The sequence below is a fragment of the Moritella sp. genome (assembly GCF_033791185.1).
Classification (GTDB): domain Bacteria; phylum Pseudomonadota; class Gammaproteobacteria; order Enterobacterales; family Moritellaceae; genus Moritella.
The window spans coordinates 1-24,401 of record NZ_JASJHF010000052.1 but is presented as its reverse complement, the minus strand read 5'-3'; the positions used below and the strand labels follow the sequence as shown (position 1 = coordinate 24,401).

The window sequence follows — 24,401 nt, the reverse complement described above, 5'->3', positions numbered from 1 at the left end:
TATGATCTATCTGATTTTTGGACTAATTCTTTGGTCTGTTGTTCACTTTTTCCCTTCCGTTGCTGTGTCGGGGAAAGTTTCATTCGTTAGTCGTTTTGGTCAGCCAATATATATGGTTGTGTTCTCGCTTCTCATCATTTTATCTTTAGTGCTTATTGTTACAGGGTGGCGCAGTTCGGTACCGACTTTCTTGTATGCGCTGCCTGACTTTGTGAGACCACTGTCGGTATTATTGCTGGCGATTGCGTTTGTTCTTTTTGTCGCTGCTAGGCTACCAACAAGAATAAAGCAGGTAATTCGTCACCCACAGTTATCTAGTGTTGTTATTTGGGCTTTGGCTCACTTATTGGTGAATGGCGATTCTCGCTCAGTGTTGCTGTTTGGGGGGCTTGGGGCATGGGCTATTATTGAAATGGTGTTAATTAGTAAACGAGAAGGCGAGTGGGTTAAACCTAGCCGTGCAACTGGGGTTCAAGATGCCATATGCATTGTCGCAGGGGTAGCTGTGTTTACGGTGGTGGTCTTCCTGCATCCATATTTGTCGGGAATTTCACTGCGATAACAGCGACAGTAAGCTTGTGATGGTTACTCTTCGCTCACGCCTCATCATAAAACCGCCTTAAATGCAGGCGGTATGTAGAAAAAATTGAGTTTTCTCCAGTTAAGCAGTCATAGACCGTAATGAAGGTTATAATCACCGCTTAACTTTCAGCCTAAATATCAGCCTCAATATGAGTTTTAACAGCTGAAAGTTTTCTTATTGAAGTGTAACCAATCGCGGGTTAAATACAGGGCGGGTAGAAAAGTTGAAAACTGAAGAGAATCACTGGAATATTTGTTCTGAATGTCAGGGGGGCGGAAAAGTAGCTAAAAGGCTCCGCAAGAAAGTAAGACTCCGCTACCAGCGTGAGTTAGAGTTGTTCGAAAAATCGAACTGCGAAGGAGAAGCGCCTGTTCGCCCTAAGCCTCATCTTGATGCATGCTCTAATTGCAAAGGCTCTGGCCTGATCCGTTCTGTTATCCAGCATTTCTCTGACAAAGAGCCAGATAAAGAAAACTACCCACACCTTGCGATCATTGGCGGTGGCATCGGTGGCGTAGCTCTCGCTGTTGCTTGCTTGCACCGTGGTATCCCCTTTACCCTTTATGAACGCGATAGCGGCTTCGATGCACGATCTCAAGGTTATGGACTTACGCTGCAACAAGCCAGTCGCGCGATCGAGGGATTGGGCATTTTATCGTTAGAGAACGGCGTGATTTCAACTCGACATGTGGTGCATACCACCGAAGGTAAAGTACTTGGTGAATGGGGGATCAGAAAGTGGCTACCGTCAGACGAGAGAAAGTTACCCAAGCGCACTAATGTGCATATCGCGAGGCAGTCGTTACGTTTAGCTTTGCTTGAGCAACTCGGTGGACATGATGCGGTGCAGTGGGATCATCAGTTGGTCGACTTTAAACAATCTGCGGGTGAAGGTGTCGATTTAAGCTTCCAAGTTGATGGTGAGCTAAAACACGCCCATGCCGATCTTGTCGTTGGCGCGGATGGCATTCGTAGTTCGGTGCGAAAATTATTGGTGGGTGATGACGCTTCGCCATTAAATTATTTAGGCTGTATTGTGATCTTAGGGATTTGTCCTTTGGCCGATCTTGACGGTCTTGATCCTGCTTTGCTCGACTCCGCCACGGTATTCCAAACTGCCAACGGCCATGAACGGATCTATATTATGCCTTATGACGGGGACTCGGTAATGTGGCAGCTTAGCTTTCCAATGCCAGAAGAAGAAGCCAAGGCGTTGAGTGCACAAGGCACAAAAGCCCTCAAACAAGAAGCGTTTCGTCGCTGTCAGTGGCACGAGCCGATTCCGCAGATCTTAGCAGCGACGCAGGAAGCTCAGGTTTCTGGTTATCCTGTGTATGACCGAGCGCTACTCAAGCCTGAATTGTTAGAGAAAGGCACTAACGCAACCCTGATCGGCGATGCTGCTCACCCTATGAGTCCATTCAAAGGCCAGGGCGCGAACCAAGCGTTGTTGGATGCATTGGCGCTGGCGAGGGGAATTACCAAAGAATGTAGACCTTTGTCTAAATGGCGAGAAGCAGGCGTGAGAAAAAGCGTGTTAACTGCGTTTGAAGCCGAAATGCTAACGCGTAGCGCTAAAAAAGTCAGAGAGTCAGCGGAAGCAGCTGAATTTCTGCATACAGATATCGTGCTTCATGAAGGCAACGAACCGAGAGGACGATGTCTCAATAGAGCAGAGGAAAACGAAGTACAGCAAAAATAACAAGCTATATCGGATCACTTCGCAGCATCCTTCGTTATGCTGTGAAGCGTGATTTCCGCCGTTGAGCTGGATTTTATACCTTTCACTAAGGGAGTTGTAAACATTGAATCAATTAACCGAGACATCGATAGCATGCCCTTACTGTGGCGAGACACAGGAAGTCCTCATTGATCCAGCCGACTTGGGTCAGCAATATATTGAAGATTGCCAAGTATGTTGTAAACCTATCAATTTTTTAGTTGCTGAAAGTGCGGATGATGAGCTTGTCGTGACTGTTTATACTGACGATGAAGCATTCTAATTAGGCCAAGGATAACCATTAGCGGGGTAAGGCGTAGAAGAATAGCGATAGGCAATAGAAAAGGTGTCTCGCCACAGACACCTGCCTTTTAGTGTTTGTATCTAAAGGTCTTACTATCATCCAGAATGTCTATTCTGACCGGAACGACGCCTTTATGGGTACTGCCTATTTGTTCAAATGCTTTTTGAGACAGGTCTATAATTCGGCCTCTAACAAATGGTCCTCTATCATTAATTTTGACATCGACAGACTTATTGTTAGCGGTATTTGTCACCCTAACTATGGTACCAAATGGCAGTGTTTTATGTGCTGCAGTGTAGGCTCTCATATTGTATTTCTCTCCACTGGCAGTACGCTTGCCATGATATTTATTGCCATACCAGGATGCTTCACCAACAAGATCGTGAGATTTTGAGTACGCTATGGTTTTAGCTGACCCGGTTGTCAATGTCGAGGAGCAACCTGTCAGCATAGCAAGGACTAAAATTGTAACTATAACGCTTAACTTTTTCATGTTATTTTACTACCGCTTTTTTTTAAGTAATGTGTCATATTTTTTACCTGTCTTTTAATATCTTTAATCATTCATCGCGGTGTGAGACATCAACATTTCAGTTTTGTTCGCCATTAACGTAATAGTCTGCCATCTACTCCGTACTGCACGAGAATTCCAGCACTGGTTTTGCCTTGTTCTTCCTGCCAATAAAAACTATGTTATGTTTACTCATGCTAGTTTCTATAAATATGTTGTTATAAATATATTATGGCTCTGGTTTTAAAAACTAACCCGCGAAGTTGGAGGCTAGCAACCCGCGTGGAGCCATTATGTCTAGGTGAATAACCCCGAGGTAAATGTATGCTAAATATTCTAATTGATGAAAAAAATGGAATCGCTATTTTCTCGCCTGACGAGAAACTTTCCGAAGCTGATTTCAAAAGTGCGACCAATGCCATTGACCCTTATATTGAATTGCATGATAAATTAAACGGGCTAATAATTTCCACGGAATCCTTTCCTGGCTGGGAATCTTTTGCAGGGCTGCTCTCACATTTGTCTTTTGTAAAAGATCATCATAAAAAAATAAAGTGTATAGCCCTTGTTACAAACTCTGCGCTTGGCTCTTTGGCCGAACACTTAGCAAGTCATTTTGTATCGGCGGAGATCAAGGCGTTCAAATATAGTGAGCTTGAGCTGGCAAAGTTATGGATAATGTCAAGCCATGACGCCTAGGTCATCATCTCAATATATAAGCACAGGTGTCGAGCCGTCGGCACCTTATTCGATGGTTTATCACCAATCATCAATGTAATTGGCTAGCTGTTCACTGCAGCACTACAGCGTTTATTGCAATAGATCAAAGCTATAAATTGATATTGGATTTATTATTGCGGCAGATAATTGCTTTGTAATACCAAGGAAGAAGTAATGCCCAACTCATCGTACGTAGGAAGTTATGATCGTCGTCAGCATGTAAATAAGTCACGAGCAGTGCTCAATTCAAATAAGTCATTCTTTGCAAGACACAGCACTGTTGGAGACGTCGTTTCAACAAATCATCATTCAAAAGACTTTATTCAAACGCGTAACCAATATATTGTCGAACGGCTTAAATTAATCTGCTTATTTTTTGCTATTACCGTACCAGTATCATCTCTACTTGATTTTATTGTCTTTGAAAACGTGCAGGCGCAATTATTATTAATTAATCGCTTAATACTTTCTTGCGCTCTTATTGGGTTATACCAACTTATTCGACGTGTCAGCACTGTTAATATGACTCGATTGGTATTAGCACTCTCATTTTTATTTCCGGTGTTATTTTATACGGCCACGGAGCTATCGTTGACTCAAACCATGGCCTATAGAAATATACCGTTGAGCTTTACCCTGACACCGTACTTAATTGTTGCAATGCTCGGCCTGTTTCCGTTGACTATCGCTGAGGGCGTAGCCCTTTTAAGCGTCATTTCATTACCATTAGCAATACTTGAGTATATTCAATACGCAGGAAACTACGCTGCAGTTATCGACAAACTATGGTTGTTCGTGTTGTTTGGTGGGATTAGCTTATGGCTACAATTGGGACAGATGGTGATGCTGATGAAACTTTATCGCGAATCTACTATCGATTCATTAACTGGATTGATCAATCGTCGAGTATTGATGCGCCAAGTCGAAGATATATCAAAAAACAGTAAACGGGTGCAAAAATCATTTAGTGTGATGATGTGTGATTTAGACTTTTTTAAACGTGTTAATGATACTTACGGCCACCTGGTTGGCGATCAAGTTTTAGTTAAAGTATCTTCATTGCTAAAGCACGAGTTAAGAAATCCCGACGTGATCGCTCGTTTTGGCGGCGAAGAATTTATGGTCGTGATGCCACATTTGGAGTTAGATCAAGCAACTCATGTTGGGTTACGTATTGCTGATGTGATCCGTAAATCGTCAGTGATGACAGATGAACAGCAAGAGATCACATTTACTGCCAGTATCGGGGTCACACAATACATTGCAGGTGAACCTATCGCTCAATTGTTTAAACGCGTTGATGATTTACTTTATCAAGCGAAAGAGCAGGGAAGAGATCGGGTTGAAAATACCCTTGCGTTAGAGCCTCACAAACTATAGTCAGCTGTTTTTCGCCGCGTTCTTAATTCCGCATAATATTGGTAAAATGCTGGAGATTTACCTATGTTTTATTGATGTTGAAAAGTTAACGCCATTAAGACGCGATCCTTATGAATCAAGATATTCTGACGCAAAAAGCCCAAGCTACACGCGATGTTGCAGTGTTTCGCAGATGGCCACTCTCGCATGTATTATCACTAAAGTGTATCAAAAATCCGCAATTGCTATTCTGGCTAGCGTTAATATGGACTGTACTGACATTGCCAGCATGTAGCTTGCAAGAGATTAACCGGCAGTCAAATGCGCTTGCTTCCACTGGCATGATTAGCGGTGAAGTTGTTGTACAAGGTGAGGTAAGTGATCCCATTTATGTGCAATTGTATAGCCGTGACAATGGCGTTATCAAACTGATTGATAAGAATACACTGCAGCCAAACGGACGCTATTTATTCGCGGTATTACCTGGAACTTATAGTATGGCGACCTTTATTGATAGCGATGCTGATGGTGAGTATTTGGCTGGTCACTGGGCAACCTATTACGGACAGACTGAAATTGAGCCAGCAAGCGTGGTCATTGAAGCTGATGAAGAAGTTGAAGTGCCGCTGTTAGTCATCCAAGGACCGATTACTTTACCAGTCCGCAGCGATGTTATGGCGCAGTTGGGCAAGCATACCGAAAATATAGGCCGTGTTGTTTCCCTAGACGATGCTATGTTTGGGCGTGATGTCGCATCTATGGGTTTATGGCGGCCGCTTGATTTTGTCGAGCAAGTGGGCGGTGGTTTATTGCTGTTGCAAGAGTATGATAAGAATAAAATACCACTGCTTTTAGTCCATGGTATGGGCGGGACGAGTGCTGAATTTGCCGAGATAGTCACCAGTATTGACCACCACAAATACCAGCCTTGGGTACTTTATTATCCCAGTGGTGCCAATTTAGATTTAATCAGTGATTATATGTTGGAGGCGCTGCAACAGTTGTCTCATAAATACCAGTTTAAACAACTGGGGATAATAGCTCATAGCATGGGTGGCTTGATGATTCGCTCTTATGTGATGAAGCAGCAGTTATCTGAATCACCGTATGCTTTAAAATTTATGGTGACGATTAATAGCCCGTTATATGGCATGGAAAGTGCTGCAAGCGGTGTCAAAAATTCACCTATCGTGATCCAGGCTTGGGTCGATGTTGCGCGAGACAGTGCGTACGTAAAACGTGTGCATAGTTGGGCTTGGCCAGATTCAATACCGTACCATTTGGTGTTTTCTTATCTGCCTGGGGAAGATGGCGATGGTGTTGTGCCACTCAATAGCCAGTTGTCACAGTCACTACAGCGGGAAGCGAGTCAAATTCATGGCTTTGAAGCTCAGCATGCTGAAATTCTTAAGCAGCCCATTTTTCTCGATAAGTTAAATGAAATTCTCGATGGTTTTTAACTGACGGGTCATCATCACGGTAACACTGCAGCAAGCACTACCGCATTAGCAGTAGTGCTTTCCAGCTGTTTTAGCTAATCATGCTAGTCTTTGCTGTGATCTTCTGGTGCAGGTGTTATAAGCTCACGTTTAAGCACTTTGCCTACCGGACTCTTTGGAAGCGTATCGCGAAATTCGATATTGCGTGGCACTTTATAAGCGGTTAAATAACGACGACAGTGAGTTTGTATATCCTTGCGCGTTAGGGCTTTATTGCTACTGCAGACGAATACTTTGATTTCTTCGCCTGTGACGTGATGTGGAATACCGATTGCGGCGGCTTCTTCAATGTCGGGATGTAATAGCAGTATTTCTTCAATTTCGACAGAGTAAACATTAAAGCCAGAAACTAACATCATATCTTTCTTGCGATCAACGATAAAGAAGCAACCATCTTTATCCATACGCGCCATATCACCCGTCGAGAACCAGCCGTCAGCATCAATTGATTCAGCGGTTGCTTGTGCTTGTTGCCAATATCCGCTCATCACCTGTGGACCGCGGACTTGTAATTCACCTACTTCATCTATGCCTAATGCTTGTTTTTCATCATTAATAACACGCATTTCAGTTGAGGGTAGTGGCACGCCAATACCTGCAGTGTATTGTTGCTGAGTGTGGATACCACTGCACACAACGGGTGAACATTCTGTTAATCCATAACCTTCTACAACGGGCATACCTGTGACTTTTTGCCATTCTTTGGCGATGTCTTCTTGAGTCGACATACCGCCCGCGATGGTAAAGCGAGCGTGGCTGAAATCTAATGCGCGGAATTTTTCATTTTTTAACATACCGCTAAACAAGGTGTTTAAACCGAAAAAGATAGTGAAAGGGTAGTCTTTTAGTTCTTTGACGAAGCTATCCATATCTCTTGGGTTGGTGATTAATAAATTACGCCCCCCGATCATCATAATAAACATCAGACTTACTGAGTTAGCAAAGATATGATAAAGCGGTAACGGGGTCACTACATGATCTTCTGACAATAAGGTCCGCGGCGAGAATTGTCCGTAAACTTGTAATACGTTAGCGACAATATTGCGATGGGTTAGCATTGCCCCTTTGGCGACACCGGTTGTACCACCGGTATATTGCAGGTAAGCAATGTCTTCAGGTTTACATTGTGGACGGTCATAAGATAACTTGCGGCCTGCCGATAATGCCTTGCGTATTGAGATCGCATGGGCAATATGAAAATCGGGGATCATTTTTTTCACGTATTTAATGGCGAAGTTAACTAAGGTACGTTTAGGTTGTGGTAATAGATCGCCGATATTAGTCATGATCACATGTTCAATACTGGTTTGCGGTAATACTTTTTCGAGGTTGGCGCCAAAGTTGCTAATGGCTACAATCATCTTTGCGCCTGAATCGCTCAGTTGATGCTGTAATTCTCGTTGGGTATAAAGCGGATTTACATTGACGGCAATAAGCCCTGCTCGAAGTATCCCAAATAGCGCAATCGGATACTGTAATAAATTGGGCATCATAATTGCGCAACGATCACCGGGTTGCATCTTTAGATCGTGTTGTAAATAAGCCGCAAAAGCACGACTTTGCGCTTCAAGTTGGCGGAAGGTGAGTGTCGCACCCATGTTTAAAAACGCGATTGAGTCAGCGTGCTTCTCACAACTTTGTTCGACAATATCTAAAATGCTTTCATATTGTGATATATCAATGAACTCTGGTACATCGCTAGGGTATTTTTTTAACCAAATCTTTTCCATGTTAAAATTCTCTGTAGGGTGATGTCTAGCATATTATCTTATAATTGGCGTATATAATAGTTGATAATAATCATCGGAACATCAACTCACATCACTTATACCCATGTTTTAATAGGTTTTGTTGTTTTTTACAAAGGAATGTTATGTCTAGTAAGACTTCGTTTAACTGTCAGCGCAAAATTACCCTGGTTGCGATGTTGTGTAGTTGCGCACTTGCCGGTAATGCCAATATCCGCAGTTATATGCGTGCAATTGTTAATCATAAAGCGAAGCCATAAGCCGGACATAAATAAGTGGTGGTGCTTATAACACTTACTACTTTATAGACTATTGATTTTTGTATACACTGAATGCAGCTAATACATAAATTTAATGTTTATTCTTCTTTATTGCGTAGTCACATGGATTGGACGTAACTAGGTACTTTTCATTTGATACAAGATCGCGCCAGCCAAATGGTACTCTTTCACAGTCTAGTGCAAACAGGTAATTTTACCTCGGCCGCGCTCAGTTTAGCTGTGTCTGTTTCTCACGTCAGTAAACAACTAAAATGCTTAGAAGCCGACTTGAATGTCAAACTTGTGCAGCGTTCTACGCGAAGTTTTACCCTTACAGAGGCGGGTAAGCAGTTTGCCAGCTACTGCGCTGAGGTTGTCAGCCATGTCCAAGATGCAGATGTGATGATGACTAATTTGCAAGACGGAGTGTCGGGGGTTTTACGCCTCGGTATTTCGCAATCATTTGGCACGCTCCATATTATTCCAGCGATTGAGCAGTTTCGTAAACTACATCCCGAGCTGCAGGTTGAAGTCAGTTTGTTTGATTATAAAGCCAATATGATCGATGAAGGTTTCGACTTATGGTTAACTAACATTGAAGATATATCAGAAGGTTATGTCGCGCAACGTTTAGCGACGACACGGTTTGTGGTGGCGGCATCGCCGGAATATTTAATGCACCATGCTGCGCCTAAACACCCGTTAGACCTTGAACATCATAACTGTTTAATCTATCAAAGCCGTGAGCGTAATTATGCCCTGTGGCCATTTAAACAGGCCTCTGAAGAGTTATGCGTTAACGTCAATGGTAATTACCGTGTCGATTTAGCCGAAGCCATTCGTGATGCGGCAATCTCTGGTTGGGGCATTGCCTATTTAGCGACATACTTATTAACTGATGAATTTAAGACGGGTAAGTTAATACAGTTATTACCAGAGTGGCGGGCGAGTCAGGTGATGCAATTTTATGCTGTTTATCCGACCCGTAAACACTTACCGAAAAAGATCACTGCTGCAATTACGTTTTTTAAAGAATATATTGGTCAACCTTCATACTGGGACCGCCAATTAAAAGCACAAATTAAAATCTGATATTGATAACTTATCTTTCCATGTGGAAATATCTTTTCCATATGGAAATAATGACATTGATAATTGCGTATAACTTTTATAAAACAACAGATTACAACCATCTACGATCCGGCCTTATTGCTTTGTAACATGCAGTTAACTTACTGAACTTGATGAAAAAACAGCACCGATTACAATATGCGCCTTTATTGTTTTCATCATTACACAGGTTTGTTCCATGATATCTATTTTAGGCATAATAGTGATCCTATTCACTGCGTATCTTTTTTCTAAAGATCGCAGAAATATTCCCTTAAGAACTGTCTCGTTAGCATTCCTATTGCAAATTTGTTTTGCATTTTTAGTGTTATATTTTCCAGCGGGCAAAGATGCTTTAAATGGCTTTAGCGCTGGGGTATCAAGCGTAATTGATTATGGTCAGGAAGGTATCTCGTTCTTATTTGGCAGTTTAGTGGACGGCACTTTTGTATTTGCCATTAACGTTTTGGGTATTATTGTGTTTTTCTCGGCGCTTATTTCAGCACTTTATCACTTGGGTATTATGCCTAAGGTGATTAATGTTGTTGGTGGTGGCTTGCAAAAATTATTAGGTACGGGCCGTGCAGAGTCTTTATCGGCAACAGCAAACATCTTCGTGGGTATGGTTGAAGCACCGCTAGTGGTTAAGCCGTATTTGAAAGGCATGAGCGATTCACAGTTCTTTGCAGTGATGACTTGTGGTCTTGCTTCGGTTGCTGGTGGCACCTTAGTGGGTTACGCCATGATTGGTGTTGAAATTAAGTTTTTAGTTGCTGCGTCATTTATGTCGGCACCTGCTGGTTTGTTAATGGCGAAATTGTTGTTCCCACCGTCGAAAGATGAAATTGTTGCTGATGAAATCACCAAAGTTGAATTACCGCGTGCAACAAACGTTGTCGAAGCGTTAGCTGACGGCGCAATGGCTGGTTTAAGCATTGCAACAGCTATTGGCGCGACGTTACTAGCCTTTGTTGGTGTGATAGCGTTACTTAACGGTATGCTAGGCGGCATTGGTAATTGGTTTGATGTGACGCTCAGTTTTGAAGTTATTTTAGGTTATGTTTTTGCTCCGGTAGCTTGGATTATTGGTGTGCCATGGAATGAAGCGATTGTTGCTGGTTCTTTAATTGGTAATAAGATTGTCGTCAATGAATTTGTTGCCTTCATTCAGTTGATGGAAGTTAAAGATCAGTTAAGTGAACATTCTCAAGCGATTATTACCTTTGCGTTATGTGGTTTTGCTAACATCAGTACTATGGCTATCTTAATTGGTGGTTTAGGCAGCATGATCCCAGAGCGTCGTCAATTCATCGCTAAGCATGGTTTCCGCGCTATTTTCGCCGGTGTGCTAGCTAACTTGATGAGTGCCGCAATTGCCGGTGTGATTTTAAGCTTATAAAACAACCTTATTAGATACTAAAAAAGGCTAACAGATTAATCTGTTAGCCTTTTTACGTTTACATTTTATTTAGCGGTTTAGCCTGTTAGCAAAGGTGTTTAATCAAATGTGACTTCAACAGTGTTCGCTACTTTCTTGGCTTTATCAATCGCATCAATGGTGTTAATACCACGCGCCAGTGCCACTCCTAAGCGACGCTGACCTGCAATTTCAGGCTTGCCGAATAGACGGATTTGGCTTCCAGCTACTGACGCTAAAGCTGGTGCTAATTGGCTAAAACCAATATTAGTCGAATGTCCTTCTGCTAGAATAACCGCAGAGGCCGACGGACCATACTGTTCTATTTTGGTGATAGGTAAACCTAATACTGCACGCACATGCAAGGCAAATTCAGACAAGTCTTGTGAAATTAATGTCACCATGCCAGTGTCATGTGGACGCGGTGAAACTTCACTAAAGAATACTTCATTACCACGAATGAAGAGTTCGACACCGAATAGACCATAACCGCCTAATTCTTTGACTACAGCCGCCGATATTTGCTGGGCTTTGGCCAGTACTTCATCACACATTACTTGTGGTTGCCATGATTCACGGTAGTCACCATCTTGCTGGCGATGGCCGATAGGATCGCAGAAATGGATGCCGTCTACAGCATTAATAGTCAGTAGGGTAATCTCGAAATCAAACTTTACAAAACCTTCAATAATGATGCGACCAGCACCTGCGCGGCCGCCTTCTTGCGCGTATTGCCAAGCTTGCTCAATGTCATCTTCATCACGAATAATACTTTGACCTTTACCTGATGAACTCATCACTGGCTTGATCACGCACGGAATACCAATTTCTGCGACTGCAGCGAGATATTCTGTTTTATTATCGGTGAAGATATAAGGTGAAGTCGGTAGTTGCAGGGTTTCAGCGGCAAGTAATCGAATACCTTCGCGATCCATGGTGAGCTTGGTTGCGCGTGCAGTAGGCACGATGTTGACACCTTCTTGCTCTAGTTCAAGCAGGGTATCTGTCGCAATAGCTTCGATTTCAGGGATAACATAGTGGGGTTGTTCAAGTTCAATAACGCGTCTTAATGCAGCGCCATCTAACATGTTAATCGTATGGCTACGATGTGCAATTTGCATTGCTGGTGCGTTGTCATAACGATCCACTGCAATGACTTCGACACCTAAGCGTTGAAACTCAATCGCGACTTCTTTACCCAGTTCACCTGAGCCTAATAGTAATACACGTGTTGCGCTTTTGCTGTTGGCAGTACCTAACATAACAGTTCCCTATTAATTGATTATAAATTTGGTGGTTAAACAAATGATAATTCACTAACTTGTTGTCTTTTAAGTACTATAGTTAATTTTAACTAAGCTATTGCGCAATATGATATAGCGGTCATGTTGAAAATGGAAGTTTTAAGTAATAAATAGTGTGTAATCTCTAAAAGGGTGCGTTTACTTTGTTAGGCCAGTTCTGCACTCACTGCAAAAATAGATCCGTATAAACAAATAAGTAGCAAGAGTGACACAATGCACCGACGGCGACTTGTTAGGCCATCTTGGGTGAGCAAACTGGGGCGGAATAAAAAATTGATGGGGTTAAATAGGGTTTGATAGCAAAATAATGAGATACCTGCTTTCCTACCATGCGCAACGAGTTGGTAGAAGTAATACATAAAACGCAGAATTAAATAGGGGAAAGCGACATAAATCACAGCGATAAGTGCAAGTTTAATCGCCGAAATTTGTATTTTTAGATCAAATATATTTCGCCAATCATGAGTAAAACTAAGCAATAATATTGAGGTGGAAAACACCGAGAAAAAAATAAATAAAAGACAGTAACGAAATAAAATTTGCCATTGAAAACTTGTATACCGCATTTTAAACCTCTTCGTTAAGGTTGGTTGAGAGTAGCTCCTTATGCTTGTAAATCCTAATTGTCCAAATGTAAAACCTATTTATGATTAAGAACAACGTATCATCATATAAAATTATGCATAATAGCCCCATATCATAAACGCTTACTTTATAAAGGTTTTATTATGACTACATTGGTTGAACGCTTTTTACGTTATGTTAGCTTTGATACACAGTCCGATCATACCCTAGGCTGCTGTCCAAGTACCAAAGGGCAAGGTATATTGGCACTGCAATTACAGCAAGAGTTAACCGCATTACAATTAGATGATGTAAAGCTTGATGATAATGGTTACTTAACAGCAAGACTACCAAGTAATACTAGCACATCAATTCCAGCTATCGGATTTATTGCGCATATGGATACCGCACCAGATGCATCGGGCAAGGATGTTAAGCCACAAATTATTAAAAACTATCAAGGTGGTGATATTAGTTTAGGCCATGGTGAAGTGCTATCGCCTGCTATGTACCCAGAACTAAATCAATTGCACGGTGATACGCTTATTACCACTGATGGTTCAACCTTATTAGGTGCGGACAATAAAGCCGGCATTGCTGAAATTATAACGGCGATTAGCTATCTTAAAGCTAATCCTGATATTAAGCATGGCGATATTTGTATTGGCTTTACACCCGATGAAGAGATTGGGCGTGGTGCTGACTTGTTTGACGTTGCTAGTTTTAACGCACAGTGGGCGTATACCATTGATGGTGGGCCTGTTGGCGAATTAGAGTTTGAAAATTTTAATGCCAGCGCAGCAAATGTGGTTTGTCATGGTGTTAACGTGCACCCTGGTTCGGCAAAAGGCAAAATGGTTAATAGCATGGGCATTGCCGCTCAATTTCAAGCGCTGATGCCAGCAAATGAAACACCTGAACGCACAGAGGGTTATGAGGGTTTTTATCATCTTAACTCAATGCAAACCAGCGTTGCTAAAACGACATTAAATTATATTATTCGAGACTTTGAGCAAACGGGATTAGCGCAGCGCAAAGCGTTTATGCAGCAAAAAGTCAAAGAATTTAATATTGAGCTTGGTTGTGAGCGGGTTGAATTGGCAATAAGCGACAGCTATAACAATATGCGTGAAATGGTTGAGCCGCATGCACATATTATCGACATCGCAAAACAAGCAATGATTGAGTGCGATGTACAGCCGGATATTAAACCGATTCGTGGCGGTACTGATGGCGCGAGGTTGTCATTTATGGGACTGCCATGTCCAAACATATTCACCGGTGGTTATAATTTCCATGGTATCCATGAATTCATTACCGTGGAAGGAATGGAAAAATCAGTCAAGGTGATTGTTAGGCTTGCGGCATTAACGGCGCAGAAATACGCGTAAATATCGCTGTTCCGCGGGTTATTGCCGTGATTATGGGGCTAATTGGGCCTGACGCCGATACAGTCGTCAGGCATATCAAGCTGGCCTTGCAGAAAGAGTATGCAATGTTCTAACTTAGAATTTAGCTCTGTATCATATAACAGGGTTATTTCATCTTGAATTTGCAGCTCAAAAACCAAGTACCAGAACACTTGTTCTCGCTGACTTACTATTTTGTTATCTACGACGTTTAAACGTTGCCAGTCATTGAGTATTTCCCAAATATAATCTGTAAGCACTTTGTAACTGAGTTTATTGCTCGTAAATTGCTGAAGATGTCTGATTAATAATTCTGATTTTAGCGTAATGAAATTACCTTCCAGCATAGTTACCTCCCAGCATAGTACCTCCCAATTACAGCCTCTGAAGTTTATTCATCAGTAAGATGGTATACAGCTTGATATGCTAATGGGTGTTATTTTTATTCAAACTTATTTAAGCATAATCCATGATCTTGGTTTTGTATATTTATGTGGTTTAAAGTCTATTTTAAGATACAAAATCTGGGGCGCTGTTGAAAATATAGATATATTAACTAAGCTTTTGCTATGGAATGAGAATTGATCTAGATAGGCAATATGGATAGAAAACGAGAGATAAATTGGCTAGGCAAGGGAAATAGAAAAACAAACAAGACCCGAACTCATAGTTATATTTTCTAAACGGAATAGAAAATTGAATTCGGGTCATATTTTTATTATGACTTTAAACCTTGTCTAATAATCACTTAACAACAAGCTTTAGTGTCGTTTGAGTACTTTCTGAAGGTACATTGGTTTGATGGCTTAATACAAATATACGCCCAGATTCGACCTTACTTACGTCACGTAAGTGGGTTTTAATGGCGTTAGCACGTGATTTTGCCAATCGTCTTAACTGCTTGTCGGTGACCGTTTGCAGCTTACTCGTTTCAGTATATAAACTAGTCAGCCACACTTGTTCCAATTCTGGTTTAGCTAATGCGGGTTGTTGCGCTGCAATAGCAATACGTAACGCATCCGCTTTACCTTTGGTTTCTAACTCATATAAGTCAACGAGTGCATTGGTCATATCCGAACTCATCGCTGCTGCAAGGTCAGTTACGTCCGTTCCGGGTTTTATGACGCGGCCTGTTGATTGACTAAGTTTGTTATTTACTACCAGATTTTGCAGCGATTGTTTATCCTCGTTTGCATCATAACTGCCTTTTATGTTCAGCTTGATTTCTGGACGCTGTGTTAATGCTTCCGCTAATGAGTCTAGTTTGGTTTGCTCTGCTTCAGTAAGTATTGCGGAGCCATTTGCGAAACTTACTTTATCTAGGTCTGCGGTTGTATCAACAAGACTTGCCAATAATGTAAATGGCGAGGTAGCCGCTTTAAGAATAATGTTGCTTAATGATTTTAATACCAGTTCTCCGACATTAAAACTTGGGTCATCAATATTACCGGATACGTTAACACCTAAATCAATCGCGCCGCTGCTATCTTTGAGTAACGGAATAGCAAGTGTGATAGGTAACATACTACCAGCATCACTGTCTGCGGTATCATTCATATCTAGTTGGTCAATAAAGATATGGTTACTGCCCTCTAGCTGATTGTTCTCTAGCTTGTATTTAAGAGCGAGAGATAACTGACCTTCATCAATATCTAAACCAGCATAGGTGCCAGAGTAGGGGGTCATTGATGGTAATTCAAAGTTATTAAAGACAAATTCAATATCGACAAAAGGCTCTGGGATGAGTGGATTCACCGTTCCCTGTAATGTGATGGGGGCATACTTATTAACGATACCGGTGATATTAAGTTCAGCGGTCTTGGTGGTGGTTGATGATATTTTACCCACGTGACCGTTCAATTTAGTTACCGTGGCATCAAAATTTGGTTTTAATACGTTATCGGTATAATCAACTTTACCTTCTATTAGGCTTATTTTGTTTACTTCGATCAGCATTGGGTTTTCAGTTACTGGCGCTGGGGTTGTTTCTGCTGTTGTAGCCACTGCCGCGGTGGTGTTATCAGCGGACTGCTGCGCTATAACTAAGTCAGATACGTTGGAACTTTTGTCTTCTGCCACGATAACTTGTGCATAAGGTTGGGTAAATTTGATGTGGTCGATGAGTAAACTATTTGCCTGTTGATCGAGAGCAAGGCTATTGATGGTAAAATCTTGCCACTTAAGCAGTGGTTTATTAAGTTTCTTGTCATTAATAGCTAGTTTTTCAAGTTGAACTTCACCCTTGAAACGGGCAGTACCTTTACTGTCTGCATAAAGGTCGCCTTTGGTGGTGAAATAGCCACTTTTCATGATGATATTCAGGTAAGAGCTAATATAAGGCTGAAATTGAATCAAATTCAGTTTCTCTAGGCTGATGTGAGCATCTAGAGATTGCTGTTTAATATCTACGCTGCCCTGTGACGAAAAACTGCCGTTATCATTAATACTTAGCGAAAGTTCATAATCGATAGGCTTATCATAGCTACTCGATACCGCCTTGGTGCTGAAGTTCAGTGGTGAGATACGCCATTTTGTTGCTTTAGTTATCCACGATTCGATGATGTTGATATCATAATTGGTTAAATTAAATTCCCCAAGGTTAAGTACCCATACTCGTGCGTCAGATCTGGCTTCAATAGCGGCGACTTGTTCTACGACGGTTTCAACCTCTATTTCAGATACTGTCTCGATTACATCAACTACCGACTCTACAACTGTATCGTTTTCTGGGGTTGCCGTTTCAGTTTCAGTGGCAACGACACTAGGTGGCTGCGTGTTAAGCAGTGATTTTGGCGTAAATAACGCGGCTAAATCGACTTCGCCGGTATTAACGCTGGCATGGAGTTGCATACCGTCGGTACTGATATTATCTATTCCCACTTCTTGCTCTTGCAAATCTAGCGCTATGCCAGCCGCAGTTAACAAGGGCAAGTTAATAAGCTCGTGATCTGCAGCGGTAAATGTCAGTGAACGTAACGAAAATTCACCCGCGTCAGTCAATAATTGTGGCGTAGTGGTAGCTTCATCTGGAGTTGTATCGCTAATAAAGCGGTAATTGGTTGCTACATTAACAACGCCAGATTCTAACTGCGCACTGATTTCGTTTGCAATAAATGGCCAGAAAGTCGATAGTTTAATGTGTTTAAGTGCAAGGTCACCTTGTGCTTCTAATGGCGTTAACTGGAATCGACCTGTTGTTGCTACTGCACTTTCATCTGCACCTTCAATATTTAAATCATAACTGTTGTAACTCGGCTCTGAGGCGTTGGCCGAGTTTTTATTCTTCAACATCGCTAGGCTGTTGAATTGTGTTAGGGCAAAATTGATTGCTGGGTAGTCTAGTTCAGTGCCAGTTGGCTGATCTTTAAAGTTGAACGCAGTATTCGATATGCTGATATTAGCAATTTGCATATGCGGCAAGTCGCTGCCTTCATCTGTTTCTTCTGCGATGGCCTCTAGTGCTACAAAGCGCTTTGCTTGTTCTTCCATGTATTCTGGGATATCGGAAAAGCTGTATCGGACTTGATCTAGTCTTTCTATATTAACAACGGCTTCATCGATCTCTACTGTTTCAAGATTGATGCTGCCATTGAACAAGCTTTTCCAGAGATTGGCTTGCAATGTTACACGGCCAAGGCTGATGAACTCTTGTTGGGCATGAGTCTGGATCTCAAAACCTTTAATTTCAAATTTGAGGGTAAAAGGATTAATGGATACATCTTGAAGCAACACTGGCCGATTTACTAAGGCGCTGGCTTTTTTAGGTGCGATGTTTTTAAATAGGTAAGGCACAAGTAGGCCTAATAACATGGCATAGACTAAATAGGCAATGAGCACATAACTGCAGAGGCGTTGATAGCGCGGTGCACGCGCGAAGCGTTGACGTAAATTTGAAATTCGAGTTGCCATTGGAAATATAAATCCTTTTAAATACAATTAATAGACTTAATTATAGAATATCAATGGCAAGCATAACAGTTATTATTCTAACCATTGTTGATGTAGTTGTTCACTATCGCCCAAATAGTCTAGTAACCATTCAACCGCCGGGCTCATGCGTTTGGTATTCCAAGCTAGGCAACAGTCACTGACCGGTAGACTGGTGATAATTTCTCTTTCTATTAACTCACCTGTCATTAATAATTTATTTGCCATGTGTGCAGGCATGATGGCAATGCCTAAACCGCCTTTGAGTAGTTGTGTTGCGCTATGCCAGTTAGGAACAACCAAGCGGCGTTGGTTATCCAGTAGCCATGTGGTGCGCTTGGGCAGTTTTCGAGCGGTATCTTCTAAACAAATAACAGGGTATTTCGCCAGCGCTTCGTTACTTATTGGTTGGGGGGCATGCGCCAATGGGTGATTAGGGCTGATCACAAATGTCCATTTGAGTTCCCCCATACCGCGGTAATCAAATCCACCACTCACTGGGATCGTGGCTGTCGCCCCAATGGCTATGTCGGCACGAGAATCAACCAAGGCATCCCAAACACCGTTATAGACTTCCATGGTCAATAGTAGCTCTACATCCGGAAAGGCATGATAAAAGTCACCAACCATGGTATTGATCCGGCCTTCATGGACCACGTTATCCAATGCGAGGGACACGCTTTGATTCCAACCATTAGCAACGCGCTGGGTTTGAAACGTCATATGAGCCATTTGCTTAAGCAATTTACGCGATTCAATAACAAAGTATTCACCTGCTGGGGTGAGCAGTACCTTACGGTGCAGACGAATAAATAAATCAGCGGCTAAGCGCTTTTCAATGTTACGGACCGTATAGCTAATAGCACTGGGTACTTTACAGAGTTCATCTGCCGCTGCGGTGAAACTGCCACGTCGTGCAACAGCGTCGATAACTTGCAGATCTTGTTGAGAAAACATACACATCAAATTTTTTGAAAGCAATGGTGAAATATTAGCGTTTCTCAAACTGGATTGCCAGTATTAAACTACCCACATCATCATTAAGTATATGTAGTCTAACCAATGAACAATATTCAAAGTAATAACAACAATAAAGCCTCAATGAGCACTATGATCTGGTTTTCTGGATTAAGTATGCTGGGCTTTCTCGCTACTGATATGTATTTACCTGCATTTGAAACAATTCGCTCTGAATTTGGCACAACGCAAACGTTGATTAGTTTGTCACTGAGTATCTTTTTATTAGGTATGGCACTTGGTCAATTAGTCTATGGACCATTGTCTGATCGTATCGGCCGCAAGAAAATGCTGTTTGTCGGTATGACTATTTTTGTTATATCAACAGCTGTCGTTTCAGTATCTAGCAGTATTGAGGTGTTTTTATTAGCTCGATTTGGTCAGGCTTTAGGTGCGTGTAGTGGTACGGTTATTTGGCAAGCGGTGGTTATCGATCGTTATCAAGGTAAAGCGTCAGAGCGTATTTTTGCGACGATTATGCCATTAGTTGCATTGTCTCCAGCGTTAGCGCCATTACTGGGTGCGGGTTTGGAAGAGTATTTCGGATGGCGCAGTATTTTTATGGTATTGGTGGTGATTGGTCTGGGACTAATGTTTGCTACAACTAGCCAACAAGAAAGTGCGCCACTGGATAAAAAACAAGAAAAAATGTCATCGCAATTAGCGCGTGATTATAAACAAATTATTAAATCAAAAATATTCATGGGTAACATGTTAATATTTGCGGCATGCTCTGCTGCGTTCTTTGCCTATTTAACTGGCTCACCATTCATTATGACTGCGATGGGTTACTCGGGAGCTGATATTGGTCTGAGTTATTTACCACAGACAGTCGCTTTTCTTGTGGGTGGTTATGGTTGTCGTAGTCTGTTAACTCGCTTTAGTGCCAAGCAGTTACTGCCTTGGTTAATTAGCTTATTCATCGCAACCGTTGTTATTATGTTTGTGATTGCATTTACCACACCACCGACAACCATTTGGCCTATCCTGATCCCGTTTTGTTTCTTGGCTGTCGCGAATGGGGCAATTTATCCATTAGTGATTAATGCGGCGTTGGCTGATTTTAAAAACTGTAGTGCAACAGCGGCGGGTCTACTTAACTTCTTACAGACGATGTTTTGTTTCTTGGCGAGTAGTATTGTATCGACATTCTCTGAACACGGTCTTTATACGGTGACCGCTGTTATGTTATTCCAAGGCATTGTGATTATGGTTGGTTATACTCTAGCTAAACACAAGCAAGTTGTTGACGTAGAAAGTCAAGCCGCAGTGGCTAACGCATAAGTCTAGAAGAATGAAGACGGCATCAATGATCTTGTTGATGCATGTTGTTCTGCAATACTAAATTTAGTGTATGAAAAAGGGGAAAGACAATGACTGTCTTTCCCCTTTTCTATATCTGCAGTATTTAAATTAGTGTTTAGTTAGTGCTTAGTGGCTTAGTTCACCACGAAGGTTCTTTTGCATTAACACTTTGATTTCTTCGCTTGGTAACTCTTTACTGATGAGATAATGTAGTTTAGTCAGTGCTGCTTCAGTGGTCATATCAAAACCTGAGATAACCCCCACTTGTGCTAACGCATCGCCTGTTGCATAACCGCCCATATTCACTTTGCCTTTAATACACTGCGTAAGGTTCACAACCACGATACCGCGTTTATTCGCTGCTTCAAGGGCATTTAAAATATCTTCATTTTGCGGCGCATTGCCTACACCGTAACTTAATAGGATAAGTGCTTTTACTGGTTGTAAGAGAATGTTCCCAATCACTTCAGTGGAAATACCTGGGTAAAGCGTCACGATCGCAATCGGTTGTGGGGTGATATTGCTAACGGTAAGGGTATTTTCTTCAATTGGTTTTACGTCACCCAGCAAGACTTCGATGTTAATACCGACTTTTAATAAAGTTTCGCAGTTTGGCGTATCAAAAGCGCTAAAACCATCCGCATGTACTTTAGTTGTTCTGTTGCCACGTAATAATTGGTTATTAAAGAATAAGCAGACTTCGTGAACAGGGTAGTTCGCAGCAAGATAAAGTGAGTTAAGTAAGTTACTTTGTCCGTCAGAGCGGATCTCGGCCAGTGGAATTTGTGAACCTGTAACGATAACTGGTTTACCCAAGCCTTCTAACATAAATGCTAATGCTGATGCAGTATATGCCATGGTGTCGGTACCATGTAAGATCACAAAACCATCATATTTGTCATAATTGGTTTGGATATCTTCTGCAATTTGTTGCCAATCAGACGGAGACATATTAGAAGAGTCGATTAACGGCGAATATTCATGAAGTGTGAAATCAGGCATTTCTTCGCGGTGAAATTCAGGTAGACGCGCTAAGCAATCTGTCATGAACCCTTCCATCGGTACATAACCGTGCTCTGAATGTTGCATTCCGATTGTGCCACCAGTATATGCAATGTAGATTGATTTCTTAGCCATTAATAAATTCCCTGTGCGTTTTTAAGGGGGATTATAGTGCTCAAATCAATTAATGGAATAGCTTGATACTAAATTGCTTAATAAAGCTGCAATAAAATAGGGTAATTAAGGCTGAAATTTAAATTGAGCGGTAAATGGACTGACTTACCGCTCAATGGGGTAACTGACTGGCGTCAGTTAATTTCGCTTATTACTTAATTTCGCACACTAAACATTGCACATACAGACCCTGCGGATCCGAATAGTTGTTAAGTTGTGCTGCTTGCTGACTGATTGTCGCTAACCAAGTTGCAACATGACCATCAGGGCTGATGTTGAGTTGCGTTAATACCTGAGTGGCGATTGATTGGGTAAACATCGAGACGAATCTATCACGTTCACTGCGTGGAGTTTGAATTAAAATCAATGACGCGTCGGCTAGATTGGCTTTCTCGCTTGCAGAGGCAATTGCATCGTCTAGGTTACCGAGGTTATCAACTAAGCCTAAACGTAACGCATCGCTGCCAGTCCAAACTCGGCCTTGCGCAATATCATTCACTTGTGCGGTTGTCATATCTCGGCCTTCAGCAACCACATTTAAGAAGTTACTGTAGCCATTTTCAACGGTCATCTGAATGATTTTCGCCATATGCTCAGGCAACTCGCGATTAACTGATAGGCCAGTGTAATCCGTGGTACCAACGCCATCACTGTATATTCCCAATTTAGCGAGTAGTTTCTCTGTGGTTGCAAACATGCCAAAGATACCGATTGAACCGGTTATGGTTGTTGGTTTCGCCCAGATTTCATCGGCAGCAGAAGCTATCCAATAACCACCAGATGCCGCCACACTACCCATAGATACAATGACAGGCTTACCTGCTTGTTTCACTTCTAATAACGCGGTACGGATTTGTTCTGACGCAAATGCGCTGCCACCGGGACTGTCGATACGCAAGACTAAAGCTTTAATCTGTTTATCATCTTTAGCTTGCAGTAGTAATTTGCTCAGCGATTTCCCCCCAATAGTGCCTGGAGGCTGGTTGCCATCTAAAATCTGACCATTGGCAAATATAATGCCAACCCCTGGTTTGTTGGCGAAACCTTGTTCTTCAAATTCCGTTGGTTGCAGAGCAAGATAATCTAAAAATTCAACTTTCTCATATTGGTCCGATTCACTGTGCAGCTTTTTAGCAAGGTAGCGAGACATTTGCTCACGGGTTAATAATTTATCAACCAGCTTTTGCTGTAAAGCATATTGGGCAATATTACCATTTACTGCTTGTAGCTTTTGAATAAATTCATCCGCTTTAGGCGCTACATCTTTGGCATTAATTGCGCGGTTACTTGCGACAGTCGCGGTGTAGTTAGACCAAAGTTGATTTAACCAGTTTAACTTGGCTTCTTTACTTTGCGCTGACATACCGTTGCGAGTAAAGGGTTCGACAAAGGATTTGTAAGTACCAACACGGAATACATGAGATGACAGATTTAACTTATCGATCGCATCTTTAAAGTAAAGCGTGTAACTACCGTAACCTTGTAATAACACACCGCCAGCTGGGTTTAATAGAATTTCATCGGCAAATGAAGCAAGGAAATATTGCTCTTGGCTAAAATAATCGCCATAAGCATATATAGGTTTATTGGTTTTTTTAAACTCAGCTAATGCATCGGCAATGTCGGTTAGTTTAGTCAAACTTGCTGGTTTAAGTTGTGCAAGGTCTAAGATCAAGGCGCTAATGCTATTGTCTGTTTTGGCGTTACGAATAACGCTTACAACATCTGAAATCGCAATTTCGTTCACGACATTTTTTGAATCAATAATTTCGCCCATAACTTGGTCGAATGGATCCACTAGTTTTGGTTGATCAACCAAAACACCATTCAGATTGAGTACCAAGGCGGTATTATCTGCATAGGTAACGGGTTTTTCTTGCTGTTGTTGTAAAGCAAGAAAAATGATTGCAATAAGAGAGATGAAAAATAGGTTTAATATCAAATTACGGGTGAACGTAATCGTACTACCTATTTTAGAAAGAATGAATCCGAGTATTGAGAATAATTTTCTCATTGTATATTCCTAGTAAACCCAACAGGATTAGACTGTTATGGATGTTGTTTCGTATATTAAGCCATAAATCTAGTTTAGATTAAAGCACTTAGAATGCAGAACTATGACAGGCTATAGCGGATCTAGTTCTCATAAATCATAAATAATGCTGTGTTTAGCTTAGTTTAAACATGACTAAATGTATTGTTAATGATTGAAATTGAAAGGAATCATTAATTTATGGCTACACTTGTACGCTGTATTGATTAAAATAGCGTTTGAAATGAACGATTAAATTAATTACTCTAAATTATAAATAGATAACAACTGTACATCAAATAAGTAGCAAATCAGTAGCAATTGTGTAACCACTGGGAGTGGAGTTATGTCTGCAAGCAATTATCCGAATATGTTAGCACCGTTAGATCTTGGTTTTACAACATTGAAAAATAGAGTCTTAATGGGCTCGATGCAT

At 41.6% G+C, this 24,401-nt stretch carries 19 protein-coding genes; 11 read left to right on the top strand and 8 right to left on the bottom strand.

All coding sequences use genetic code 11. From position 1 onward, the window contains the following. Position 1: 1 nt before the first annotated feature. From QNK26_RS03170 to QNK26_RS03160, 3 genes are all read left to right on the top strand, one after another. Positions 2-562, top strand: coding sequence for an NnrU family protein (locus QNK26_RS03170; protein ID WP_319220814.1), 561 nt, complete (start codon positions 2-4; stop codon positions 560-562). Between the two features lie 244 nt (positions 563-806). After that, on the top strand, positions 807-2,285 hold the full coding sequence (locus QNK26_RS03165; protein ID WP_319220813.1) for an NAD(P)/FAD-dependent oxidoreductase: 1,479 nt from the start codon (positions 807-809) through the stop codon (positions 2,283-2,285). A 103-nt stretch (positions 2,286-2,388) separates the two neighbouring features. Beyond that, on the top strand, positions 2,389-2,586 hold the full coding sequence (locus QNK26_RS03160) for a CPXCG motif-containing cysteine-rich protein (RefSeq protein ID WP_319220812.1): 198 nt from the start codon (positions 2,389-2,391) through the stop codon (positions 2,584-2,586). Positions 2,587-2,674: 88 nt separating this feature from the next. On the opposite strand, the gene QNK26_RS03155 is transcribed toward QNK26_RS03160, so the two are convergent. Then, positions 2,675-3,100 carry a septal ring lytic transglycosylase RlpA family protein gene (locus tag QNK26_RS03155; RefSeq protein ID WP_319220811.1) on the bottom strand — a complete coding sequence of 142 codons (426 nt, stop codon included), beginning with the start codon at positions 3,098-3,100 and terminating at the stop codon, positions 2,675-2,677. 342 nt (positions 3,101-3,442) lie between these two features. On the opposite strand from QNK26_RS03155, the gene QNK26_RS03150 reads away from it, so the two are divergent. From QNK26_RS03150 to QNK26_RS03140, 3 genes are all read left to right on the top strand, one after another. Beyond that, a complete protein-coding gene (locus QNK26_RS03150) occupies positions 3,443-3,817 on the top strand; it encodes an STAS/SEC14 domain-containing protein (RefSeq protein ID WP_319220810.1) in 375 nt (124 codons plus the stop codon). Positions 3,818-4,012: 195 nt separating this feature from the next. Next, complete coding sequence (locus QNK26_RS03145) at positions 4,013-5,218, top strand: GGDEF domain-containing protein (RefSeq protein WP_319220809.1); 1,206 nt, start codon at positions 4,013-4,015, stop codon at positions 5,216-5,218. 110 nt (positions 5,219-5,328) lie between these two features. After that, positions 5,329-6,657 carry an esterase/lipase family protein gene (locus QNK26_RS03140; protein WP_319220808.1) on the top strand — a complete coding sequence of 443 codons (1,329 nt, stop codon included), beginning with the start codon at positions 5,329-5,331 and terminating at the stop codon, positions 6,655-6,657. A gap of 83 nt (positions 6,658-6,740) precedes the next feature. On the opposite strand, the gene QNK26_RS03135 is transcribed toward QNK26_RS03140, so the two are convergent. Continuing rightward, positions 6,741-8,426, bottom strand: coding sequence for an AMP-binding protein (locus QNK26_RS03135; protein ID WP_319220807.1), 1,686 nt, complete (start codon positions 8,424-8,426; stop codon positions 6,741-6,743). A gap of 143 nt (positions 8,427-8,569) precedes the next feature. Here QNK26_RS03135 and QNK26_RS03130 point away from each other — a divergent pair, with 143 nt between their 5' ends. From QNK26_RS03130 to QNK26_RS03120, 3 genes are all read left to right on the top strand, one after another. Beyond that, positions 8,570-8,704, top strand: a complete 135-nt coding sequence (locus tag QNK26_RS03130; RefSeq protein ID WP_319220806.1) for a hypothetical protein — start codon at positions 8,570-8,572, stop codon at positions 8,702-8,704. A gap of 153 nt (positions 8,705-8,857) precedes the next feature. Beyond that, complete coding sequence (locus QNK26_RS03125; protein ID WP_319220805.1) at positions 8,858-9,796, top strand: LysR family transcriptional regulator; 939 nt, start codon at positions 8,858-8,860, stop codon at positions 9,794-9,796. Between the two features lie 217 nt (positions 9,797-10,013). Further along, positions 10,014-11,213 (top strand): NupC/NupG family nucleoside CNT transporter, encoded by a 1,200-nt coding sequence (locus QNK26_RS03120; protein WP_319220804.1) that lies wholly within the window; start codon positions 10,014-10,016, stop codon positions 11,211-11,213. Positions 11,214-11,311: 98 nt separating this feature from the next. Here QNK26_RS03120 and purT read toward each other — a convergent pair whose 3' ends face one another. Beyond that, the gene (purT, locus tag QNK26_RS03115; RefSeq protein WP_319220803.1) at positions 11,312-12,493 is read right to left on the bottom strand and encodes a formate-dependent phosphoribosylglycinamide formyltransferase; all 1,182 of its coding nucleotides are present in this window, start codon (positions 12,491-12,493) and stop codon (positions 11,312-11,314) included. 770 nt (positions 12,494-13,263) lie between these two features. Between purT and pepT the strand changes: the two genes are divergently transcribed. Further along, positions 13,264-14,490 (top strand): peptidase T, encoded by a 1,227-nt coding sequence (gene pepT, locus QNK26_RS03110; RefSeq protein WP_319220802.1) that lies wholly within the window; start codon positions 13,264-13,266, stop codon positions 14,488-14,490. Between the two features lie 38 nt (positions 14,491-14,528). On the opposite strand, the gene QNK26_RS03105 is transcribed toward pepT, so the two are convergent. The 3 genes from QNK26_RS03105 to punR form a co-directional block, all read right to left on the bottom strand. After that, complete coding sequence (locus QNK26_RS03105; protein WP_319220801.1) at positions 14,529-14,855, bottom strand: hypothetical protein; 327 nt, start codon at positions 14,853-14,855, stop codon at positions 14,529-14,531. 397 nt (positions 14,856-15,252) lie between these two features. Further along, a complete protein-coding gene (locus QNK26_RS03100) occupies positions 15,253-18,417 on the bottom strand; it encodes a DUF748 domain-containing protein (RefSeq protein WP_319220800.1) in 3,165 nt (1,054 codons plus the stop codon). 72 nt (positions 18,418-18,489) lie between these two features. Then, positions 18,490-19,392 carry a DNA-binding transcriptional activator PunR gene (punR, locus tag QNK26_RS03095; protein WP_319220799.1) on the bottom strand — a complete coding sequence of 301 codons (903 nt, stop codon included), beginning with the start codon at positions 19,390-19,392 and terminating at the stop codon, positions 18,490-18,492. 105 nt (positions 19,393-19,497) lie between these two features. On the opposite strand from punR, the gene punC reads away from it, so the two are divergent. Next, on the top strand, positions 19,498-20,736 hold the full coding sequence (gene punC / locus QNK26_RS03090) for a purine nucleoside transporter PunC (RefSeq protein ID WP_319220798.1): 1,239 nt from the start codon (positions 19,498-19,500) through the stop codon (positions 20,734-20,736). 147 nt (positions 20,737-20,883) lie between these two features. Here punC and ansA read toward each other — a convergent pair whose 3' ends face one another. Together ansA and sppA are read right to left on the bottom strand one after the other, a co-directional pair. Continuing rightward, positions 20,884-21,894 (bottom strand): asparaginase, encoded by a 1,011-nt coding sequence (ansA, locus tag QNK26_RS03085; RefSeq protein WP_319220797.1) that lies wholly within the window; start codon positions 21,892-21,894, stop codon positions 20,884-20,886. 190 nt (positions 21,895-22,084) lie between these two features. Next, positions 22,085-23,947 carry a signal peptide peptidase SppA gene (gene sppA / locus QNK26_RS03080; protein ID WP_319220796.1) on the bottom strand — a complete coding sequence of 621 codons (1,863 nt, stop codon included), beginning with the start codon at positions 23,945-23,947 and terminating at the stop codon, positions 22,085-22,087. Positions 23,948-24,401 lie beyond the last annotated feature (454 nt).

Coding starts and splice junctions, on each gene's coding strand:
- QNK26_RS03170 (WP_319220814.1), top strand. CDS start 2: ATGATCTATCTGATTTTTGGACTAATTCTTTGGTCTGTTGTTCACTTT.
- QNK26_RS03155 (WP_319220811.1), bottom strand. CDS start 3,100: ATGAAAAAGTTAAGCGTTATAGTTACAATTTTAGTCCTTGCTATGCTG.
- QNK26_RS03150 (WP_319220810.1), top strand. CDS start 3,443: ATGCTAAATATTCTAATTGATGAAAAAAATGGAATCGCTATTTTCTCG.
- QNK26_RS03145 (WP_319220809.1), top strand. CDS start 4,013: ATGCCCAACTCATCGTACGTAGGAAGTTATGATCGTCGTCAGCATGTA.
- QNK26_RS03140 (WP_319220808.1), top strand. CDS start 5,329: ATGAATCAAGATATTCTGACGCAAAAAGCCCAAGCTACACGCGATGTT.
- QNK26_RS03135 (WP_319220807.1), bottom strand. CDS start 8,426: ATGGAAAAGATTTGGTTAAAAAAATACCCTAGCGATGTACCAGAGTTC.
- QNK26_RS03130 (WP_319220806.1), top strand. CDS start 8,570: ATGTCTAGTAAGACTTCGTTTAACTGTCAGCGCAAAATTACCCTGGTT.
- QNK26_RS03120 (WP_319220804.1), top strand. CDS start 10,014: ATGATATCTATTTTAGGCATAATAGTGATCCTATTCACTGCGTATCTT.
- purT (WP_319220803.1), bottom strand. CDS start 12,493: ATGTTAGGTACTGCCAACAGCAAAAGCGCAACACGTGTATTACTATTA.
- pepT (WP_319220802.1), top strand. CDS start 13,264: ATGACTACATTGGTTGAACGCTTTTTACGTTATGTTAGCTTTGATACA.
- QNK26_RS03105 (WP_319220801.1), bottom strand. CDS start 14,855: ATGCTGGAAGGTAATTTCATTACGCTAAAATCAGAATTATTAATCAGA.
- QNK26_RS03100 (WP_319220800.1), bottom strand. CDS start 18,417: ATGGCAACTCGAATTTCAAATTTACGTCAACGCTTCGCGCGTGCACCG.
- punR (WP_319220799.1), bottom strand. CDS start 19,392: ATGTTTTCTCAACAAGATCTGCAAGTTATCGACGCTGTTGCACGACGT.
- punC (WP_319220798.1), top strand. CDS start 19,498: ATGAACAATATTCAAAGTAATAACAACAATAAAGCCTCAATGAGCACT.
- ansA (WP_319220797.1), bottom strand. CDS start 21,894: ATGGCTAAGAAATCAATCTACATTGCATATACTGGTGGCACAATCGGA.
- sppA (WP_319220796.1), bottom strand. CDS start 23,947: ATGAGAAAATTATTCTCAATACTCGGATTCATTCTTTCTAAAATAGGT.